The organism is Streptomyces sp. NPDC044106, assembly GCF_056433985.1.
Genome location: NZ_JBWKFZ010000001.1, coordinates 499715 through 518509 on the forward strand (window position 1 = coordinate 499715; position 18795 = coordinate 518509).

At 70.5% G+C, this 18795-nt stretch carries 20 protein-coding genes; 11 read left to right on the forward strand and 9 right to left on the reverse strand.

The window, feature by feature from the left end:
• Window positions 1-3: 3 nt before the first annotated feature.
• Complete coding sequence (gene mca, locus AC07DI_RS02270) at window positions 4-864, reverse strand: mycothiol conjugate amidase Mca (RefSeq protein WP_478901726.1); 861 nt, start codon at window positions 862-864, stop codon at window positions 4-6.
• Between the two features lie 138 nt (window positions 865-1002).
• Between mca and AC07DI_RS02275 the strand changes: the two genes are divergently transcribed.
• Both AC07DI_RS02275 and greA read left to right on the forward strand, forming a co-directional pair.
• A complete protein-coding gene (locus AC07DI_RS02275) occupies window positions 1003-1458 on the forward strand; it encodes a DUF4307 domain-containing protein (RefSeq protein WP_384259923.1) in 456 nt (151 codons plus the stop codon).
• Window positions 1459-1623: 165 nt separating this feature from the next.
• Complete coding sequence (greA, locus tag AC07DI_RS02280; RefSeq protein WP_384259920.1) at window positions 1624-2121, forward strand: transcription elongation factor GreA; 498 nt, start codon at window positions 1624-1626, stop codon at window positions 2119-2121.
• Between the two features lie 106 nt (window positions 2122-2227).
• Here greA and AC07DI_RS02285 read toward each other — a convergent pair whose 3' ends face one another.
• The 3 genes from AC07DI_RS02285 to ilvA form a co-directional block, all read right to left on the reverse strand.
• A complete protein-coding gene (locus AC07DI_RS02285) occupies window positions 2228-3085 on the reverse strand; it encodes an ABC transporter permease (RefSeq protein WP_384259918.1) in 858 nt (285 codons plus the stop codon).
• Entirely contained in the window at window positions 3082-4089 is a 1008-nt protein-coding gene (locus AC07DI_RS02290) for an ATP-binding cassette domain-containing protein (RefSeq protein WP_384259915.1), read from the reverse strand. Before AC07DI_RS02290 ends, AC07DI_RS02285 begins: the two co-directional genes overlap by 4 nt.
• 187 nt (window positions 4090-4276) lie before the next feature.
• Window positions 4277-5506 (reverse strand): threonine ammonia-lyase, encoded by a 1230-nt coding sequence (ilvA, locus tag AC07DI_RS02295; protein ID WP_478901600.1) that lies wholly within the window; start codon window positions 5504-5506, stop codon window positions 4277-4279.
• A 157-nt stretch (window positions 5507-5663) separates the two neighbouring features.
• On the opposite strand from ilvA, the gene AC07DI_RS02300 reads away from it, so the two are divergent.
• The 3 genes from AC07DI_RS02300 (at window position 5664) to AC07DI_RS02310 (ending at window position 6980) form a co-directional block, all read left to right on the forward strand.
• On the forward strand, window positions 5664-6182 hold the full coding sequence (locus AC07DI_RS02300) for a MarR family winged helix-turn-helix transcriptional regulator (RefSeq protein ID WP_384259909.1): 519 nt from the start codon (window positions 5664-5666) through the stop codon (window positions 6180-6182).
• A gap of 64 nt (window positions 6183-6246) precedes the next feature.
• Complete coding sequence (locus tag AC07DI_RS02305) at window positions 6247-6729, forward strand: sigma factor-like helix-turn-helix DNA-binding protein (protein WP_478901602.1); 483 nt, start codon at window positions 6247-6249, stop codon at window positions 6727-6729.
• Window positions 6726-6980 carry a hypothetical protein gene (locus AC07DI_RS02310; protein WP_384259903.1) on the forward strand — a complete coding sequence of 85 codons (255 nt, stop codon included), beginning with the start codon at window positions 6726-6728 and terminating at the stop codon, window positions 6978-6980. The genes AC07DI_RS02305 and AC07DI_RS02310 overlap by 4 nt, the downstream gene beginning before the upstream one ends.
• A gap of 3 nt (window positions 6981-6983) precedes the next feature.
• On the opposite strand, the gene AC07DI_RS02315 is transcribed toward AC07DI_RS02310, so the two are convergent.
• Window positions 6984-8138 carry a cystathionine gamma-synthase gene (locus AC07DI_RS02315; protein WP_384259901.1) on the reverse strand — a complete coding sequence of 385 codons (1155 nt, stop codon included), beginning with the start codon at window positions 8136-8138 and terminating at the stop codon, window positions 6984-6986.
• Between the two features lie 101 nt (window positions 8139-8239).
• Between AC07DI_RS02315 and AC07DI_RS02320 the strand changes: the two genes are divergently transcribed.
• The 4 genes from AC07DI_RS02320 (at window position 8240) to AC07DI_RS02335 (ending at window position 11572) form a co-directional block, all read left to right on the forward strand.
• Window positions 8240-9358, forward strand: coding sequence for a hypothetical protein (locus AC07DI_RS02320; protein WP_384259898.1), 1119 nt, complete (start codon window positions 8240-8242; stop codon window positions 9356-9358).
• 75 nt (window positions 9359-9433) lie between these two features.
• Window positions 9434-10138, forward strand: a complete 705-nt coding sequence (gene msrA, locus AC07DI_RS02325) for a peptide-methionine (S)-S-oxide reductase MsrA (RefSeq protein ID WP_478901605.1) — start codon at window positions 9434-9436, stop codon at window positions 10136-10138.
• A 143-nt stretch (window positions 10139-10281) separates the two neighbouring features.
• Window positions 10282-10941: a ClpP family protease gene (locus AC07DI_RS02330; protein ID WP_478901607.1), complete on the forward strand. Its 660-nt coding sequence runs from the start codon at window positions 10282-10284 to the stop codon at window positions 10939-10941.
• Between the two features lie 22 nt (window positions 10942-10963).
• Entirely contained in the window at window positions 10964-11572 is a 609-nt protein-coding gene (locus tag AC07DI_RS02335) for a ClpP family protease (RefSeq protein WP_384259890.1), read from the forward strand.
• 29 nt (window positions 11573-11601) lie between these two features.
• Here AC07DI_RS02335 and AC07DI_RS02340 read toward each other — a convergent pair whose 3' ends face one another.
• Window positions 11602-12018, reverse strand: a complete 417-nt coding sequence (locus AC07DI_RS02340) for a helix-turn-helix domain-containing protein (RefSeq protein WP_384259888.1) — start codon at window positions 12016-12018, stop codon at window positions 11602-11604.
• A gap of 79 nt (window positions 12019-12097) precedes the next feature.
• Window positions 12098-12982 (reverse strand): helix-turn-helix domain-containing protein, encoded by an 885-nt coding sequence (locus AC07DI_RS02345; protein ID WP_384259885.1) that lies wholly within the window; start codon window positions 12980-12982, stop codon window positions 12098-12100.
• Between the two features lie 138 nt (window positions 12983-13120).
• Between AC07DI_RS02345 and AC07DI_RS02350 the strand changes: the two genes are divergently transcribed.
• Window positions 13121-14173: an NAD(P)-dependent alcohol dehydrogenase gene (locus tag AC07DI_RS02350; protein WP_384259883.1), complete on the forward strand. Its 1053-nt coding sequence runs from the start codon at window positions 13121-13123 to the stop codon at window positions 14171-14173.
• Window positions 14174-14397: 224 nt separating this feature from the next.
• A complete protein-coding gene (locus AC07DI_RS02355; RefSeq protein WP_478901610.1) occupies window positions 14398-14790 on the forward strand; it encodes a VOC family protein in 393 nt (130 codons plus the stop codon).
• A gap of 37 nt (window positions 14791-14827) precedes the next feature.
• Here AC07DI_RS02355 and AC07DI_RS02360 read toward each other — a convergent pair whose 3' ends face one another.
• Both AC07DI_RS02360 and AC07DI_RS02365 read right to left on the reverse strand, forming a co-directional pair.
• A complete protein-coding gene (locus AC07DI_RS02360; protein ID WP_478901611.1) occupies window positions 14828-15280 on the reverse strand; it encodes an ASCH domain-containing protein in 453 nt (150 codons plus the stop codon).
• Window positions 15281-15407: 127 nt separating this feature from the next.
• The gene (locus tag AC07DI_RS02365) at window positions 15408-18758 is read right to left on the reverse strand and encodes a S8 family peptidase (protein ID WP_478901613.1); all 3351 of its coding nucleotides are present in this window, start codon (window positions 18756-18758) and stop codon (window positions 15408-15410) included.
• Window positions 18759-18795: the final 37 nt, after the last annotated feature.

The following is an 18795-nucleotide window of genomic DNA, read 5'->3' on the forward strand; positions in this document are numbered from 1 at the left end:
ACGCTAGGCATTGTCGCGGATGCCCGCGAAGAGGTCGTCCTCGGGGAGGGAAGTATCGACGAGCGACTTCGCGAGCTCGTACTCCTCGGTGGGCCAGACCGCCTTCTGGATCTCCATCGGCACGCGGAACCAGCCGCCGTCGGGGTCGATCTGCGTGGCGTGCGCGATCAGCGCCTTGTCACGGGTCTCGTAGAAGTCGGCGCACGGCACGTGCGTGGTCAGCGTGCGCTCGGCCCGCTCGGACTCGTCCCAGCGCTTGAGCCAGTCCCCGTACGGCGACTCCATGCCGCGGTCGAGCAGCGCGTGGTGCAGCGCCTCGGTGCGCGGCCGGTTGAAGCCCTGGTTGTAGTAGAGCTTCTGGGGCTGGAAGGCCGGGCCGTACTCGCTCTCCGGGTACTTCTCGGCGTCCGCCGCGCCCTCGAACGCCACCATGCTGATCTTGTGGGTCATGATGTGGTCGGGGTGCGGATATCCGCCGTTCTCGTCGTAGGTGGTGATCACCTGCGGACGGAAGGAGCGGATCTGGCGCACCAGCTCGCCCGCCGCCTTGTCGACGTCCTCCAGGGCGAAACAGCCCTCGGGCAACGGCGGCAGCGGGTCGCCCTCGGGCAGGCCCGAGTCGACGAAGCCGAGCCACTCCTGCTTGACGCCGAGGATCGCGCGGGCCTCGTCCATCTCCTTCTTGCGGACCTCGTGGATGTTCGCCTCGATGTAGGCGTCACCCTGGAGCTTGGGGTTGAGGATGTCGCCGCGCTCACCGCCCGTGCAGGTCACGACGAGCACGTCCACCCCCTCGGACACGTACTTGGCCATGGTGGCCGCGCCCTTGCTCGACTCGTCGTCGGGGTGGGCGTGCACGGCCATCAATCGAAGCTGCTCAGTCAAGACTCGATCCTCAAGTTTTATCGGGCGCCCTCGATGCCGCGGCGCAACAGGCGGCTTCTATAGTGACGGAACCGGGGGGCGGAAAATTCCGGCATCCCCTGTTCCTGGAGGACGATCATGGCGGCGGCGGGCTCGAAGCTTCCCGACGGGCTTCCCGAGGGGCGTTCGCAGCGGCTTCCCGGCGGGGCTCCCGAGGGCCGGTACGGCCGCTCGCGCACGGCCGACGAAGCGGCCGACCGCAAGCTGAAGATCATCGGCTCGGTGCTCGGCGTACTGCTGCTCGGCGTCGTCGGCTGGTTCGGCTACGACTACATCAACGGTACGAAGGTCAGCGGCGAGGTCATCAAGTTCGACGTCGTCTCGGACCACGCCGTCGAGGCGCACCTGGAAGTACGCAAGGACGCCGACGCGCGCGGCTACTGCACCCTGCGCTCCCAGGCCGAGTCCGGCGCCGAGGTGGGCCGCGCGGACTTCCGCTTCGACCAGCGCACGGGCCGTATCGACAAGGTCGTCACACTGCGCACGACGAGCAAGGCCACCAACGTCGAGCTGCTCGGCTGCCACGCCGACTGAGACCGGCTGCTTTACCGCGCTCACCTGCGTTGACGCAAATCTGACGGCTTATGTCCTCCCCCTGACGCGGCTGAATTGTTAGGCTCGTGGTTTCGCCCACCCGTGAAGGAACATCCTTCTGGGTAGGGCGATGCTTTGTATTCCCAGTACCTACGAGGAGCACCTGTGACCCAGACCAGCGAGAACGTCACCTGGCTGACCCAGGAGGCGTACAACCAGCTCAAGGCCGAGCTGGAGTACCTGTCTGGTCCCGCGCGCACCGAGATCGCGGCGAAGATCGCGGCAGCGCGTGAGGAGGGCGACCTGCGCGAGAACGGCGGGTACCACGCGGCCAAGGAGGAGCAGGGCAAGCAGGAGCTCCGGGTCCGCCAGCTCACCCAGCTCCTGGAGACCGCGCGGGTCGGCGAGGCGCCCGCCGACGACGGTGTCGTGGAGCCGGGCATGGTTGTGACCATCGCCTTCGACGGCGACGAGGACGACACCGTGACGTTCCTGCTCGCCTCCCGTGAGTACGCGAGCGCGGACATCGAGACTTACTCGCCGCAGTCCCCGCTGGGCACCGGCGTGAACGGCAAGAAGATCGGGGAGAACGCGGAGTACGAGCTGCCGAACGGCAAGCTCGCCTCCGTCAAGATCCTCGAAGCCAAGCCGTACAAGGCATAGCGCGCTCTTCGAGCTCCACACGGGCTTCGAGCTCCACGACGGGACAGGGCCCCCGGCACCGCGAGTGCCGGGGGCCCTGTCCTGTCCGCTCCCCTGTCCCGTGCGGTCAAGCCGTCGCCGAGCGGTACTTGCGGACCGCCAGCGTGCGGAAGACCACGAGGATCACCACGGACCACAGCAGTGACGCCCACACCGGGTGCTGCATGGGCCACGCGTCCGGTGTCCTGAAGCCCGGCGGCAGGTTGCCGAAGAGCTCCCGGCAGGCCTGGACCGTCGTGCTGAACGGGTTCCACTCGGCGATGTGCCGGAAGAACGTCGGCAGTTTGTTGGAGTCCACGAAGGCGTTCGAGATGAACGTCAGCGGGAACAGCCAGATCAGGCCGCCCGAGGTCGCCGCCTCCGGTGTGCGGACCGAGAGGCCGATCAGGGCGCCGATCCACGAGAAGGCATAGCCGAGCAGGAGCAGCAGGCCGAAGCCCGCGAGGACCTTGCCGAAGTTCTCGTGGGTGCGCCAGCCGATGAGGAGTGCGACCAGGGCGAGCACGACCAGGGTCAGCGCCGTCTGCACCAGGTCGGCCACGGTGCGGCCGGTGAGGACCGCGCCCCGCGCCATCGGCAGGGAGCGGAAGCGGTCGATGAGGCCCTTGTGCATGTCGTCGGCGATCCCCGCGCCGGCGCCCGCCGTGGCGAAGGTGACGGTCTGCGCGAAGATGCCCGCCATCAGGAAGTTGCGGTAGTCCTGCGAGGACAGCGAGCCGCCGACCTGGATCGATCCGCCGAAGACGTACGTGAAGAGGATCACGAACATCACCGGCTGGATGAGCCCGAACAGGACCATCTCGGGGATCCGGCTCATGCGAATGAGGTTCCGTCGGGCGATGACCAGGGAGTCCCTGACGGACTGGCCGATGCCTCCGGCGGGCCTCGGGGCCGCCGTGGGCGCGGCGTCGGTTGCGGTGCTCACTTGTCGGCCTCCTCCTTGCGCTGGGGATCGGTGTCGGCGCCCTCTCCATTGGCCCCGTCCGCCTGCTCGGCGGCGTGTCCGGTGAGGGAGATGAAGACGTCGTCGAGGGTCGGACGGCGCAGGCCGATGTCGTCTATCTCGATGCCGCGCGCGTCCAGTTCGCGGATGACCTCCGCGAGCAGCTTGGCGCCGCCGGTGACGGGGACCGTCAGCTTGCGCGTGTGCTCGGCGACGGCGACCTCGCCCTTGCCGAAGCCGCGCAGCACCTCGCCCGCGGTGGCGATGTGGTCGCGGTCGTGCACGACGACCTCGACGCGCTCGCCGCCTGTCCTGGCCTTGAGCTGGTCGGAGGTGCCGCGGGCGATGACGCGGCCGTGGTCGACGACGCAGATGTCGTGCGCCAGGTGGTCGGCCTCTTCGAGGTACTGGGTGGTGAGGAGCAGGGTCGTGCCGCCCGCGACGAGCTCCTGGATGACCTCCCACAGCTGCTGGCGGTTGCGCGGGTCGAGGCCGGTGGTCGGCTCGTCCATGAACATCACGGGCGGCGATACGACGAGTGCGGCCGCGAGGTCGAGGCGGCGGCGCATGCCTCCCGAGTACGTCTTGGAGGGGCGGTCGGCGGCGTCGGCGAGATTGAACCGGTCGAGCAGCTCGCTCGCCCGGGCTTTGGCCTCCTTGGCCCTCATCTGGTAGAGCTGGCCGACCATCTGGAGGTTCTCACGGCCTGTCAGGTACTCGTCCACGGCGGCGAATTGACCGGAGAGCCCGATCGAACGCCGGACTTCGTTGGGGTGTTTGAGCACGTCGATGCCCGCGACGACCGCCTTGCCGCTGTCCGGCGTGAGGAGCGTCGTCAGACAGCGGACCGCCGTGGTCTTCCCCGCGCCGTTCGGCCCGAGGAGGCCGAGCACGGTTCCTTCCGGGACATCCAGATCGACGCCGTCCAGAGCCCTTACGTCGCCGAAGGTCTTCACCAGACCTTCGGCGTAGATGGCGCCTGGCATGTGGGTTCTCCCCTGGTGTGGGTGACTTCCTATGGAAAGTTTAGATTTGCCGGACTTGGCACGCCCGGCGATCGGGTGACACGGGACACACCATAACGCGATACATCGCGTTCGCTCAGCTGATTTTCCAAAGTGGTCGCCGACGACGGAAAGTGGGCCGAGGACGACGGAAGAAGTCCGGGTGACCTCACCCGATGATCGTGTACCCCGCCCCCCGCAGCGCCGCACCCACCTCGGCGCAGTGCTCGGGCCCCTTCGTCTCCAGGTGCAGCTCGACCTCCGCCTCCGTGAGCCGCAGCCGCGGATCGGTGCGTACGTGGCTCACGTCCAGGACGTTGGCGTCCACCTCCGACAGCACCCCGAGGAGCGTGGCGAGGGCGCCCGGGCGGTCGGTCAGGCGCAGCCGCAGCGAGAGGTAGCGGCCCGCCGCCGACATGCCGTGCCGCAGGATCCGCTGCATCAGGAGCGGATCGACGTTGCCGCCCGACAGCAGCGCAACCACCGGCCCCTCGAACGCCTTCGGAGCGCTCAGCAGGGCCGCCACCGGACTGGCCCCGGCCGGCTCCACGACCATCTTGGCCCGCTCCAGGCAGAGCAGCAGGGCGCTGGAGAGCTCGTCCTCCGAGACCGTGACGACCTCGTCGACCAGCTCCGCGAACAGCCGGAACGGCACGTCGCCGGGGCGCCCGACCTTGATGCCGTCGGCCATCGTCACCGGATTCTCGATCGCCACGGGGCGCCCGGCGGCCAGCGAGGGCGGATAGGCCGCGGAACCCGCCGCCTGTACGCCGACCACCTTCACGTCCGGGCGCAGCGCCTTGACCGCGACCGCGATGCCCGCCGCAAGGCCGCCGCCCCCGACGCCGACGACGACCGTGCGCACCTCGGGGCACTGCTCCAGGATCTCCAGGCCGACCGTGCCCTGCCCCGCGATGATGTCCGGGTGGTCGAAGGGGTGGATGAAGACGGCGCCCGTCTCGCGCGCGTACTCCTGCGCGGCGGCCAGCGTCTCGTCGACCACCTGGCCGTGCAGCCGCACCTGCGCCCCGTACTCCCTGGTCGCCGCGACCTTGGGCAGCGGGGCCCCGGCCGGCATGAAGACCGTGGAGGCCACCCCGAGCAGCGAGGAGGCGAGCGCCACGCCCTGCGCGTGGTTGCCCGCGCTCGCGGCGACGACACCGGCGGCGCGCTCCTCGGGGAGCAGGCCCGCGATCCGCACGTACGCGCCGCGGAGCTTGAAAGAACCGGTCCGCTGGAGGTTCTCGCACTTGAGGTGCACGGGGGCGCCGACCAGTCCCGACAGGTGCCTGCTGCCCTCCAGCGCGGTCGTCCGGGCCACTCCGGAGAGCATCTTCTGCGCGCCGCGCACATCGTCGAGGGTGACCTTCGGCAAGGAGTCAGGCGTGCGGTAGCTCATGTCCGCAAGTCTTGCAGCCGAGGCCCGGATCCTCCTGCGACGACCAAGGGACGAGACCGTTCTCCCCGTAGGTTTTCGCAGCGCAGGTACGGTACGGGCCTCAGCCGCGTACCCTGTCCCCCAACCCATCGCCCTCGCATGAAGTGAGCCCCCGGCCATGCCCACAACTCCGGACATGACGACCGCCAGCGACCCCGGCCTCCTGGACAGCCTCCAGCACCAGGTGGCGGTCTTCGCCCGCCGTGCGGAGCAGACCCGCCTCGGCGGTGTAGGCCAGGTCCGCAACTCCATGGACCGCGCCGCGTATCTGCTGCTCAACCGGCTCGACAAGGAAGGCCCGATGGGCGTCAAGGCGCTTGCCGCGAGCATGGGCATCGACTCCTCGACGGTCACCCGGCAGGTCGCCCCGCTGGTCGACACCGGGCTCGTCAAGCGCACCTCGCACCCGGAGGACGGCCGCGCCGTGGTCCTCCAGCTCTCGCCGCGCGGCCAGGCCAGACTCGACGAGGTGCGCTCCTCGCGCCGCGAGCTGATGGCCGAGCTGACGCAGGAGTGGGCCCCGGAGGAGCGCGAGAGCTTCTGCGCGCTCCTCACACGCTTCAATTCCGCCCTCTCGGCGCGTCAGACGTCACAGACGTCACCCGCGGGAGAAGTTCCGGCCACTCCGGAGTCTTGACCCGGGCCCCGCGTCTGGCCTCATATGAGACCGGGATCCTCCTTCCCTCCGGCCGGGAGGCGTGGTGCGAGATCGGCAGGCGCTGCTCAGCGCCCGCCGTGCCCGGGAGTTCGAGGCGTTCGTCGCGGGCGCGGCAGGGCGGCTCCTGCATGCCGCGACCCTGCTCACCGCCGAGCCCCCGGACGACAACCCACGCGCGCGCGTCCTGCTGACCGGCGCCCTCGCGCACACGTACGCGACGTGGGACCGGCTGCGCGGCGAGGACCCGTACGACCACGCCCGCCAGCAGCTGGCCATCCGCTTCGGACGCGGCGCCTGGCGCCGCCACCGCGGCCACGGCGGGATCCTCGCCGGGCTCAGCCCCCAGGAGCGGCTGATCCTCGTCCTGCGGGTGTACGAAGGCGTCGCGGAGGAGCAGACGGCCGCGCTGCTCGGGCTGCCCTCGGAGCGGGTCTCGGTGATCTGCGCCCGCGCGACGGCGACGGTCCTGCACCCGCGGCGCGGACCCGCGCCGTCGAGGGCGCTGAGCGGTCCGGCGCCGTCATGAGCCAGTACGAGCGCAAGGAGCAGGCGGTCCGGCGCCTCCTGGAGGGCACGGCGCCCGTCGTGCCGCCCGAACTCCTCGAGGACGCGGTGCGGCGCGGCAGCAGGCTCCTGCGGCGCCGTACGGCGGTGCGGCGGCTGTTCTGGACGCTGCTGTTCGCCGCCGCCGTGGCGTTCATCGTGTGGGCCTCGCTGGCCCGGCCGTGGGTGGAGCCGCCGTCGGACACGACTCCACCCCTGACCCGCTGGGGATAGGGGTTAACCCAGCGCCTGCTGCAGGTCGGCGACGAGGTCGTCGGCCGACTCGATGCCCACGGAGAGGCGCACGAGGTCCGCGGGGACCTCAAGGGCCGAGCCCGCGACCGATGCGTGCGTCATCCGGCCCGGGTGCTCGATCAGGGACTCGACGCCGCCGAGGGACTCGCCGAGGGTGAAAAGGCCGGCGCGGTTGCAGACCTCGACGGCCGCCTCCTCGCCGCCCTCCACCCGGAACGACACCATCCCGCCGAACGCCCGCATCTGCTTGGCGGCGACCTCGTGACCGGGGTGCTCCGGAAGGCCCGGGTAGAGAACCTGCGACACGCGCGCGTGCCGGGTCAGCATCTCGGTGACCTTGGTGGCGTTCTCGCTGTGCCGGTCCATGCGCACCGCGAGGGTCTTGATGCCGCGCAGCACCAGCCAGGCGTCGAACGGGCCCGCGACGGCTCCCATCGCGTTCTGGTGGTACGCCAGCTCCTCGCCGAGCTCCGCGTCGCCCACGACGAGCGCGCCGCCCACGACGTCCGAGTGGCCGCCCATGTACTTCGTCATGGAGTGCACGACGACGTCCGCGCCGAGCGCCAGCGGCTGCTGGAGGTAGGGGCTCGCGAAGGTGTTGTCGACGACGAGGCGCACCCCGGCCTCGCGGGCGACCTGCGCGACGGCCGCGATGTCGGTGATGCCGAGCAGCGGGTTGGAGGGGGTCTCCACCCAGATCGCCTTCGTACGGTCGGTCAGTGCTCCCCGCACCGCCTCGGGGTTGGAGGTGTCGGCCACCGACCAGTCCACGCCCCACCGCGAGACGACCTTGGCGAAGAGCCGGAAGGTGCCGCCGTACGCGTCGTTGGGGATGACGACGTGGTCGCCGGGGGCGAGCAGCGTACGGAGCAGGCAGTCCTCGGCCGCGAGGCCGGACGCGAAGGCGAGCCCGCGGCGGCCGCCCTCCAGTGCGGCCAGGTTCTCCTCCAGGGCGGTGCGCGTCGGGTTGGCGCTGCGGCTGTACTCGTAGCCGCCGCGCAGACCCCCCACCCCGTCCTGCTTGTAGGTCGACACCTGGTAGATGGGCGGGACCACGGCGCCGGTGAGGGGATCGGCGGTGTTGCCCGCGTGGATCGCCACGGTCTCGAAGCTCTGCGTGCTGTGCGAGTCACTCATACGGCCTGAGCGTAGTGCGCGACCGGGACCTTCCGCCGGGTCGGTCCGGGTACGCCCCGGCGGGTTCGCCAATTGTCCGACGCGTCTGGTTCGCTTGTGCCATGGAGATTCTCTGGTTCCTGTTCGCGGTGATCATGATCGGTGCGGTCCTCGGGCCCGTACTGCTGCGCAGGCGCGGCGGAATCCGGCAGGTGGCCCCGGGCTCGCCGGACGCCGCGGACCCGGAGAACTACGGCTTCCTGCGCCAGGAGGAGCTGGACATCCGCATGCCGGGGCCGGACGCCGATCTCCTCGAAGTCCTCGACCTCGTGCAGCGCACCCAGGAGTGGAAGGCGGCCTCGCAGCTCCTCGCGGGCACGGAGACGCACGGCGAGCGGCGGTGGCAGCGCGTGCAGGCCTTCGCGGGCGCGGCCTCCCTCGAACTGCAGCACCGGCCCGGCGGCGTCAGCGACAGCCCCGGCGGGCAGTGGCTGCGGGTCTGGCGTGCCGAGGCGCCGAAGGACGCGGGCGGGGCCGCGGTGCACGCGGAGTTCCTCGTCCAGCAGGCGTGGCGCACGGCGGTCCAGGGGACGGACGAGTTCCGGATCATTCTGGAGGAGGCCCGACAGGCGTGCGGGCAGGCGGCGCTGCTCTCCCCCGGCGACCCCGTCCCGTACATCATCGAGCTCTCCATCGCGCGCGGACTCTCGTACTCCCGCGAGGAGTTCGAGCAGCTGTGGCTGAAGATCCTGGACCGCGCGCCCGCACACATGGGCGCGCACCTCGCGGCACTGCACTACTGGTGCGAGAAGTGGCACGGCTCCCGCGACCTCGCGTACGGCTTCGCGGAGGCCGCCGCGGCGCGTGCCCCCCGGGGCTCGCTGCTCGCCGCGCTCCCCCTCTTCGCGGTCTACGAGCACCTCCCCGAGGTCAACCTGGTCCGCGGCTTCTACGAGAGCGAGGTCGTCACCAAGGCCGTCGAGGGCGCCCTCTTCGCGGTGCACGCCGCGCGCCCGGACGACCCGATGCTGGCGCACGTCCGTCACCTCCTGGTCTTCTTCCTGGTCCGCAGCGAGCGCTGGGGCGAGGCCATGAGCCAGCTCGTGCACGTGGACGGCCACGTCGGCGCCCTGCCCTGGACGCTGACCGAGGACCCGGCCGAGGGGTACGCGGTGTACCGCGCGCTGGCCGTCGCCGGCTACGAGGCGAACGGCGGCAGCCCGGCGACGCTGCCGCACTGACGGAATGCGTGGCCGCACCCGCACGTTGACGGAACAGCCCCCGCAACCCCCTGTCCCGCACGAGGAGAGACCCGCATGATCTTCGGCCGCACGCCCGAGCTCCCCACCCCCGAGCAGGCCCTGAAGGGCCGGGCCACCCCGGAATTCGAGGTCCCCTCCCGCCACACGGTCCTCGACAACCCGCTGCTCGGCCCCTACCCCGCCGGCCTGGAGGTCGCCGACTTCGCCCTCGGCTGCTTCTGGGGCGCCGAGCGCAAGTTCTGGCAGACGGAGGGCGTCTGGACGACCTACGTCGGCTACCAGGGCGGCTACACCGAGAACCCCTCCTACGAAGAGGTCTGCTCCGGCCTGACGGGCCACACGGAGGCGGTCCGCGTCGTCTTCGACCCCTCGAAGGTCTCGTACGCCGCACTCCTGAAGCTGTTCTGGGAGTCCCACAACCCCACGCAGGGCTTCCGCCAGGGCAACGACGTGGGCACGCAGTACCGCTCGGCGATCTACACCCACTCCCCCGCCCAGACGGAGGCGGCGACGGCGTCCCTGGAGGCCTACCAGCAGGTCCTGACCGCCGCGGGCTACGGCACGATCACGACGACGGTGCTCCCCGCGGAACCCCGCCCGCTGTGGCCCGCGGAGCCGTACCACCAGCAGTACCTGGACAAGAACCCGGACGGCTACTGCGGCATCGGCGGCACGGGCGCCACCCTGGACGCCCCCTCGGAGACGAACTGGGGCCGTGCCTGCCCGACGGGGATCGCACCCGCACCGACCGAGAGCTGAGGCGCCCGCGCTCCCCCTGGTGACGACCCCCTCTGCCCTCAGCGAATCTGCCGCAAGCCGAGATCGCTGACATCGGTGCCCGCCAGGGGCAACAGTGAAGTCACGGCGCGGCGTTGGTGGCCGCCGGACTTTCTGGAGGCGTGATGGCAGGGCTCGACAGTGGCTGGGACACGGTGGCGCGGCCGCGGGGGGAGGACGGGGAGACCGCTCCCTCGCGGTACGACGACCATCTGGCCGCGCAGCTGCTCAATCAGCGGATCGTGTTCCTCGGGACGCAGGTCGACGAGGTCTCCGCCAACCGCGTCTGCGCGCAGATGCTGTTGCTGTCGGCGGAGGACCCGAAGACCGACATCAGTCTGTACATCAACAGCCCCGGCGGCTCCGTCACCGCCGGGCTCGCCATCTACGACACGATGCGGCTCATCCCGAACGACGTGGCGACCCTCGCCATGGGCTTCGCCGCGAGCATGGGGCAGTTCCTGCTGAGCGTGGGGACCGCGGGCAAGCGGTTCGCGCTGCCCAACGCGCGGATCATGATGCACCAGCCGTCCGCCGGCATCGGCGGCACCACCGCCGACATCGCCATACAGGCGGAGAACCTGGAGTTCACGAAGCGGGCCATCGAGCGGATCACCGCCGAGCACACCGGGCAGAGCGAGGAGACCATCTCGCGCGACGGTGACCGCGACCGCTGGTTCACCGCCGAGCAGGCCAAGGAGTACGGGATGGTCGACCACGTCGTCGAGTCCCTCGAGGACGTGCGGCCCGCGGGGTCGAAGCGGCGTATCGGCCTGGGAATCTGAGAGAACGAGGGGACTGGACAGCATGAGTCAGTACACGATTCCCACCGTCGTCGAGCGCACTCCGCAGGGCGAGCGGGCGTACGACATCTACAGCCGGCTGCTCTCCGAGCGCATCATCTTCCTCGGGACGGAGATCGACGACGGGGTCGCCAACGTCGTCATCGCGCAACTGCTCCACCTGGAGTCGTCCGCCCCGGACCGCGAGGTCGCCATCTACATCAACTCGCCGGGCGGCTCCTTCACCTCACTCATGGCGATCTACGACACCATGAGCTTCGTGACCGCGCCCATCTCGACGTTCTGCGTCGGCCAGGCCGCCTCCACGGCCGCCGTACTGCTCGCAGGCGGCGATCCGGGGCGGCGGTTCATCCTCGACCACGCCCGCGTACTGCTCGGGCAGCCCGCCAGCCGCGGGCAGCAGGGGACCGTCTCCGACCTCAGCCTCCAGGCCAAGGAGATGCTGCGGATCCGCTCGCAGGTCGAGGAGGTCCTCGCCCACCACACGCGCCACGACGTGGCCACCCTGCGCGCCGACATGGACCGCGACAAGGTCTTCACCGCGCAGGAGGCCGTCGCGTACGGGCTCGCCGACCAGGTGCTCAGCCGGCGGAAGCTGCCCGCCGCCGCTTGAGGGCGGCGGCAGGCGGTGACACAGGCGGCTCAGGCCGCCAGTCGGACCTCTGCCTGGTACGACGCCCTGGCCGGCCTCGCGCGGGGAAGGCCGGCCAGCCGCGTCTGGGCCAGGGACAGCAGGTCCGGCAGGCCAAGGCCGAGTGCGCGGGCGGCGGCCGCGAGGACCTCGGACGAGGCTTCCTTGCGGCCTCGCTCCAGCTCGGAGAGGTAGGGCATGGAGATCCGGGCGGCGTCCGCCACGTCCTTGAGCGTGCGTTCCTGGGCCAGGCGCTCGCGGCGCAGGACATCGCCGACGATGTCCCGCCAGAGAGGCTCCTTGGCCTCCGTGGCCTCCTTGCCCGGGGGGCGCAGAGGGATCACGCGGACCGCGCTCGGCCGAAGCGGCTGCTCGCGCCCCGGCGACTTCTGCGACTTCTGCGGCTCTTGTGCCTCGTGGCTGCTCACTCCCCCAGCCTAGGATCCGCACCGCCGCGTGGGCAGCACGCGGCGTTCCGCCGGGCGCGAAATCCCGGCTCACGGCGCGCTACTTCGGCGCCGAGCCCACCGACGACGCGTCCCGGCCCCAGCTGGCCAGCAGCCGCAGCCCCTGCGCCGACGCCGAGTCCGGCTCCGCGTGGTACATCAACAGGGACTGGTCGCAGTCGTCCGGCAGCTTCAACGTCTCGAACGACAGCGTCAGGTCCCCCACCAGCGGATGGTGCAGGTGCTTGACGCCGTGCCCCTTCTCCCTGACGTCGTGCGTGGCCCACAACCCCCTGAACTCCTCGCTCTTCACGGAGAGTTCACCGACGAGAGCGGACAGCTCGGGGTCGTTGGGGTAGCAGCCCGCGTCCATGCGCAGGTAGCTGACGATGTCCGACGCCTTCTGGTCCCAGTCCACGAAGAGGTCGCGCGAGCGCGGGTCGAGGAAGCAGAACCGCGCCCAGTTCCGGTCGGCCGGCGCGAGCCGTCCCCAGTCGCCGAAGAGCGCGGCGGCGAGCGCGTTCCAGCCGAGGATGTCCGTGCGGCGGCCCACCACGTACGCCGGCACGGTCTGGATGGTGTCCAGGAGCTGCTGGAGCGCGGGCCGCATGTGCTGCTGGCGCACCGCCCGCTTCTTCTTGAGGGCCTTCGGCTTCGCGAGGCGCGTCAGGTGGGCGTGCTCGGCGTCGGTGAGGCGCAGGGCGCGCGCGATGGCGTCGAGCACCTCCCCCGAGACGTTGCGGCCGTTGCCCTGCTCCAGCCGGGTGTAGTACGCGACGGAGACCCCGGCGAGCTGGGCGAGCTCCTCGCGGCGCAGACCGGGCACCCTGCGGTGCCGCCCGAAGTCCGGCAGACCCACGTCCTGGGGCTGCAGCCGTGCCCTGCGGGTGCGCAGGAACTCACTCAGCTCCGCCCGACTGTCGAGGAGCGCGGGATTCTCGTCCATGCTTCCCAGTATCCAGGCTCGCCTTCCCGTATCCAGGCGCGTACGTCCCTGAGCCTGACCCCGCCAGTGGTAGGCACAGTGGTCGTAGGCAGAACGGGTGTCTGGGCGAACGCGCAGGTCACTGGCAGCCTCGATGACATGACTGAGCAGATCACCACCGTTTCCGCCTACGCCGCTCCCGCCCCCGAGGCGCCCCTGGAGCGGACCACCGTGCCGCGCCGCGCCGTCGGCGAGTTCGACGTCCTGATCGACATCAAGTACGCCGGGATCTGCCACTCGGACATCCACCAGGCCCGTGACGGCTGGGGCGAGGGCATCTACCCGATGGTGCCCGGCCACGAGATCGCCGGAGTCGTCGCGGAGGTCGGCCCCGGTGTCACCAAGTTCGCCGTGGGCGACCGCGTCGGCGTCGGCTGCATGGTCGACTCCTGCCGCGAGTGCGAGAACTGCAAGGCGGGCCTGGAGCAGTACTGCGTCAAGGGCAACATCCCGACGTACAACGGTCTCGGCAAGGACGGCGAGCCGACCTACGGCGGCTACTCCACGCACATCGTCGTCGACGAGGCGTTCACCGTCGGCATCCCCGAGGGGATCTCCCTGGACGTGGCCGCGCCGCTGCTGTGCGCCGGCATCACCACGTACTCCCCGCTGCGGCGCTGGAACGCGGGCCCCGGCAAGAAGGTCGCCGTGGTGGGTCTCGGCGGGCTCGGCCACATGGCCGTCAAGATCGCGCACGCCATGGGCGCCGAGGTGACCGTCCTCTCCCAGTCCCTGCGCAAGAAGGACGACGGCCTGCGCCTGGGCGCCGAGCACTACTACGCGACCAGCGACGAGGCCACGTTCGAGCAGCTCGCGGGCTCCTTCGACATGATCCTCTCGACGGTCTCCGCGCCGCTCCCGCTGGACAAGTACCTGGGCCTGCTGCGCTCTGAGGGCGCCTTCGTGAACGTCGGCGCCCCGGAGGAGCCGGTCTCCCTCAACCTCTTCTCGGTGATCGCCGGCGGCAAGACCCTCGCGGGCTCCATGATCGGCGGCATCCAGGAGACGCAGGAGATGCTCGACTTCTGCGCGGAGCACAACCTGGGCTCGGAGATCGAGCTGATCCGCGCCGACCAGATCAACGAGGCGTACGAGCGGGTGCTCGCCAGCGACGTGCGGTACCGCTTCGTGATCGACACGGCGACGATCTGAGCGGTGCGAACCTGATCGAACGCTGCCGAAGGCCGGCCGGGACCACACCCGGCCGGCCTTCGGCATATCCGGGGTCCGGGGTCCGGCGTCCGGCCTCTGAGGTCCGGCGTCCGGCGTCCTAGTCCCGATGGCGCACCGCACTCCGGTCCCCGGGACCGATCCGGCATCCGCCGCCCGCACCTAGCGTGGTCCTCACCAACCCGTGCCGGTCAGGAGGTTCCACGATGTCGATCGAGCTGAACCACACCATCGTCGCCGCCGAGGACAAGGAGGCGTCAGCCCGGTTCCTCGCGGAGATCCTGGGGCTCGAGGTGAGTCCCCAGTACGGCCCGTTCATCCCGGTGGAGATCCCCAACGGCGTGACCCTCGACTTCTACGACGCGCCCGGCGACGGCGCCCCGCTCACGCCGCAGCACTACGCCTTCCTCGTCTCCGAGGACGAGTTCGACACGATCTTCGGGCGCATCGAGGAGCGCGGCCTCCCCTACTGGGCCGACCCGCAGCACAAGCACGCCCAGCAGATCAACATGAACGACGGTGGCCGCGGCGTCTACTGGGACGACCCGTACGGCCACGTCCTGGAGATCATCACCAGGCCCTACGGCAGCGCGGGCTGACCCTGCCCCAGGAATCCGAGCAGCGGAGCGCGGACGGTCATTCCTCCCGCAGGTCGGCCACGAGCCGGAAGCGCTGGAGGACGAGGGGCGTCGTGTCGTCGACGGTGAAGCCGGGGTCCCCGAGCGCCGCGCGCATCTCGGCGCCGTGCCAGAACTCCTCGTGCTGTACGCGCCATTGGGTCACACTCGTGTACCCCTCGCCCTCGTCCACGGCATGCGCGAGGTCCACGTCGGCGAGCGGCACGACGCGGACCTCCGTCGTCTCGATGATCCCCACGGGACGTTCGTCGGAGTCGACGACGATCGCGCGTTCCCCCGCCACCGGCAGCGGCTCGCCCTCGTGCTCGTAGTCGACGACGAGCCCCGTCGTCGAGGTCTTGGACCCGTCGAGGACGGCGGCGACGAGCTGGTCGCGCAGCGGTCCCGGGAAGCCGAACCCTGCCGTGGGCAGGGGGGCGGGGTCGGATGCGTCCGGTGGGATATTCGTCATGGGGGCCATGGAGGCACAGTAACGACACGGCGCCGACGGGTTCCGGCGATACGTGATCGACGGTCCCACCGGCGCCGCACCCGAGCCGACATTCTGCTCAGATCTTCAGGACATCAGAACTACACGCTCACTTGCCGTAGTACGCGTTGTAGATCGACAACGTCGACTTGTTGCCCTTCTTGTCCGCGATCTTGGCGTGGAACGAGATCGCCTTGTTCTTCGCCGGGTTCTTCACGGAGATCTTCCCGTTGCTTACCGTGACCTTCTTCCAGGTCTGGCCGTAGTCGTACGAGACGTACACGGCGAGGGACTTGAGGTTGGCACCGGCCGCCGAGCCGAGGACATCGACCGGCACGGACTGCTTCTTGTCCGCCTCCGCCCTGCTCCACAGGTCGACCGCCGGCCTGAACCGCGCCGCGGAGACGGGCAGCCTCGCGTTGTCCGCCTTCTTGGAGCGGAACGAGAAGCTCGCGTCGACGCGCGTGGTGGCCGCGCCGATCGTGACGCTGCGCTTCACGGACGTCGTCAGCCGGTACGCGGCGTCGCCCGCCGGCACCTTGAACGGCTTCTGGCCGGTCAGCGGGTCCTCGTTCTCCCCAATTCTGGTGCCGTTGCGGTACAGCGTCGACTTCACCGAGGAGAACACCGAGGAACCCACGTGCGTCTGACCGTCCGCGAACACCGGGAGGCGACCCACGATGCCGTTGCCCCGCCGGTAGACGCCGTACTCGCCGCCGATGCGCGGGCCGAACACGGCCGTGTTGAACGTCTTCCCGTAGCTCTGGCCCGCCTTGAAGGTCTGCGGGGCGCCCAGCGAGTAGCTCGCCTCGACCGTCGGGAAGCCCTGCTCGTCGTCCGGGCCGTTCTGCTCGAACTCCATGCCCCACTTCACCTTGTCCCCCGTGGAGACGTGGAACGTGCGGGTGGTGGGCAGCTTGTTCGGGAGGGAGACGGACGCGGAGCCGTAGCCATCGGGCAGGACGCCGTACGCGCGCAGCGAACCGGTCTTGCCCCGCGTGGACGCGCCGAGACCGGCCTTGACCGTGGCCAGCTCGCTCGTCCTGTAGTGCTTGGTGTAGCCGGTGGCCAGTTGCCTCACCGGGCCGCCCGCGACGGTGTCGTACTCGGCGCTGTCGCCCTGGGCCCAGACGGACGCCCACTGCTGGGTGAGCTTGACGCCGGTCGGGGCGGCGCCGAGGGCGCCGGTGCGGAAGTTCTCGTACCCGTCGAGCAGCCAGCCGAAGCCGGTGGCCAGGTCCGGGGTCTCCACCGTGTAGTCGGGCGAGGCGAGCACGCTCTTGGCGTCGGCCGAGGGCACCGTGACGTCGACCGGCTTCGCGGTCCGCGCGTCGACCGTCACCGTCGCGTCCTTGGTGATGTCGAGCTTCGGCTGGTACATCCAGTCGTTGCCCTTGGAGAAGTCCTGCGGGTCGACCGCGATGTCCGAGTCGAGGACGTAACTGCCCTTGGGCACGCGCACCTTGACGGTGCCGGACGGGTCGTACGGCGTCAGGCCCTGGCCCTTGGCCAGGCCCATGATTCCCTGGAGGTAGACGTCGTACGTCTTGGTCGGCTGCCCGTCGCGCCCGATGAACTTCAGCGTGAGGTCGTACGACTCCACCTCGCGCATCACCGCGGCCGCGGTGCGCACCGACTGGCCGCCGCCCTTCGCCGCGATGTACGCGGAGTACGCGCCGTCGACCGTGCCGCCGAGACGGGAGTCGGCGGTCATGTCGACGGAGGCGGTGCCGCCCGCGGGGACGGTGACCTTCTCCGCGCCGAGCGTGAAGAACCCGGCCGGGGCCGGACGGCCCTTCGGGTCGGTGGCGGTCGCCGTCAGGTCGAGGGTGACGTCGTTCTTGCCGAGGTTGCGGTACGTCACCTTCTTGGTGACCGGCTTGTCGTCGGCGTGCGGCCACTGCTGCGTACCGAAGCTCACCGACACCGGGTCCGCGATCACCGTCTGCTTGATGGCCCTGTCGACGGCGATACGGCCCGAGCCCTGCTGGAACGCCGTGTACGCGCCGCCCTTGGTGGAGCCGGTGAGCGCGCCCTTGAGCTCGGGCTGCTTCCAGTCGGGGTGCTGCTGCTTGAGCAGGGCGGCGGCGCCCGCGACATGCGGGGTCGCCATCGACGTACCGGAGATCGTCAGATAGCCCTCGGGCTTCTGGCCGACCTCCCGCTCGATGACGGAGCCGGGCGCCGCGGCGGCCGTGATGTCCACGCCGGGCGCGGTCACGTCGGGCTTGATCGCACCGTCACCGACGCGGGGGCCCTGGCTGGAGAAGTCCGCCAGCTTGTCGTTGTCGTCGACCGCGCCGACGGTCAGGGCGGCGTCCGCGCTGCCGGGCGAGCCGACGGAGCCGGGCTCGCCGTCGTTGCCCGCGGCGATCGCGAAGAGGATGCCCTTGTCCTTGGAGACCTTGTCGACCTGCGCTTCGAGGGGGTCGACACCGGGGGTGTCGCCGCCGCCGAGGCTGAGGTTGACGACGTCGGCGCCCTCGGCGGCCGCCCAGTCGATGGCGGCGATGATGCCGGAGTCGTCGCCGTATCCGTCGTCGCCGAGGACCTTGCCGTTGAGCAGCTTGGCGCCGGGTGCGACGCCCTTGAACTTGCCGCCCGACTTGGCGCCCGTGCCGGCCGCGATGGACGCGACGTGGGTGCCGTGGCCGTAGCGGTCCTTGGCGTCGGCCGACTGCGAGAAGTTCTTCTCGGCGATCACCTGGTCCTTGAGGTCCGGGTGGGTGGCGTCGACGCCGGTGTCCAGGACGGCTATCTTGACGCCCTTGCCGTCGTACCCGGCGGCCCAGGCCTTGTCGGCGCCGATCTGCTTGACGCTCTTGTCGAGGCTGGCCCTGCGGACCCCGTCGAACCAGATGTGGCCGATGCCGGACGCGGTGGTGCGGGTCGCGCCCTTGCCGCTGGTGAGCGCGGCCCACAGGTCGGCCGCGTCGCGCTTGGGTGTGGCGACGGCGTCGGCGTTCAGCGACTTCAGGGTCCTGCGGACCGTGGTGTCACCGGCGGCGCGGACGTCGGCCTTGGCGGTGCCCGCGGCGCCCTTGTAGCCGACGATGACCCGCAGGCCCTTCTTCTGCACCGCGCGGTTGCGCTTCTTGTTCAGCTCGGTGACGTCGAACAGCCGCGGGTCGATCTTTCCGTCGGACAGCAGGCGGCGCGCGTCGGCGGGTATCAGCAGGGTGTGCCCGCCGGTGCGCCGTACCTGTACGGGTATGTGTTCGCGCCCCTTGGCCCGGTCGAGGCCGATCACGCGGCCCGTGGGGTCGAGGACGGCGCGGTCGCCGGTGATCAGGGTGACGTGGGTCGTGCGGGCCTGTCCCGCGGTGGCCGGTCCACCGGTGGCCTGTGCCCCGTTGCCGGTTCCCCCCGTGGCCGGTGTCGCGGTGGCCGGGCTGGTCATGCCCGCCGCGAGGGCCACGGCGACCGCCGTGGCGATCCCCGCCCCGTACGCTCTCTTCACTTGTCTGTGCAAGTCTCCCCCTGGAGGTAAAGGGGCT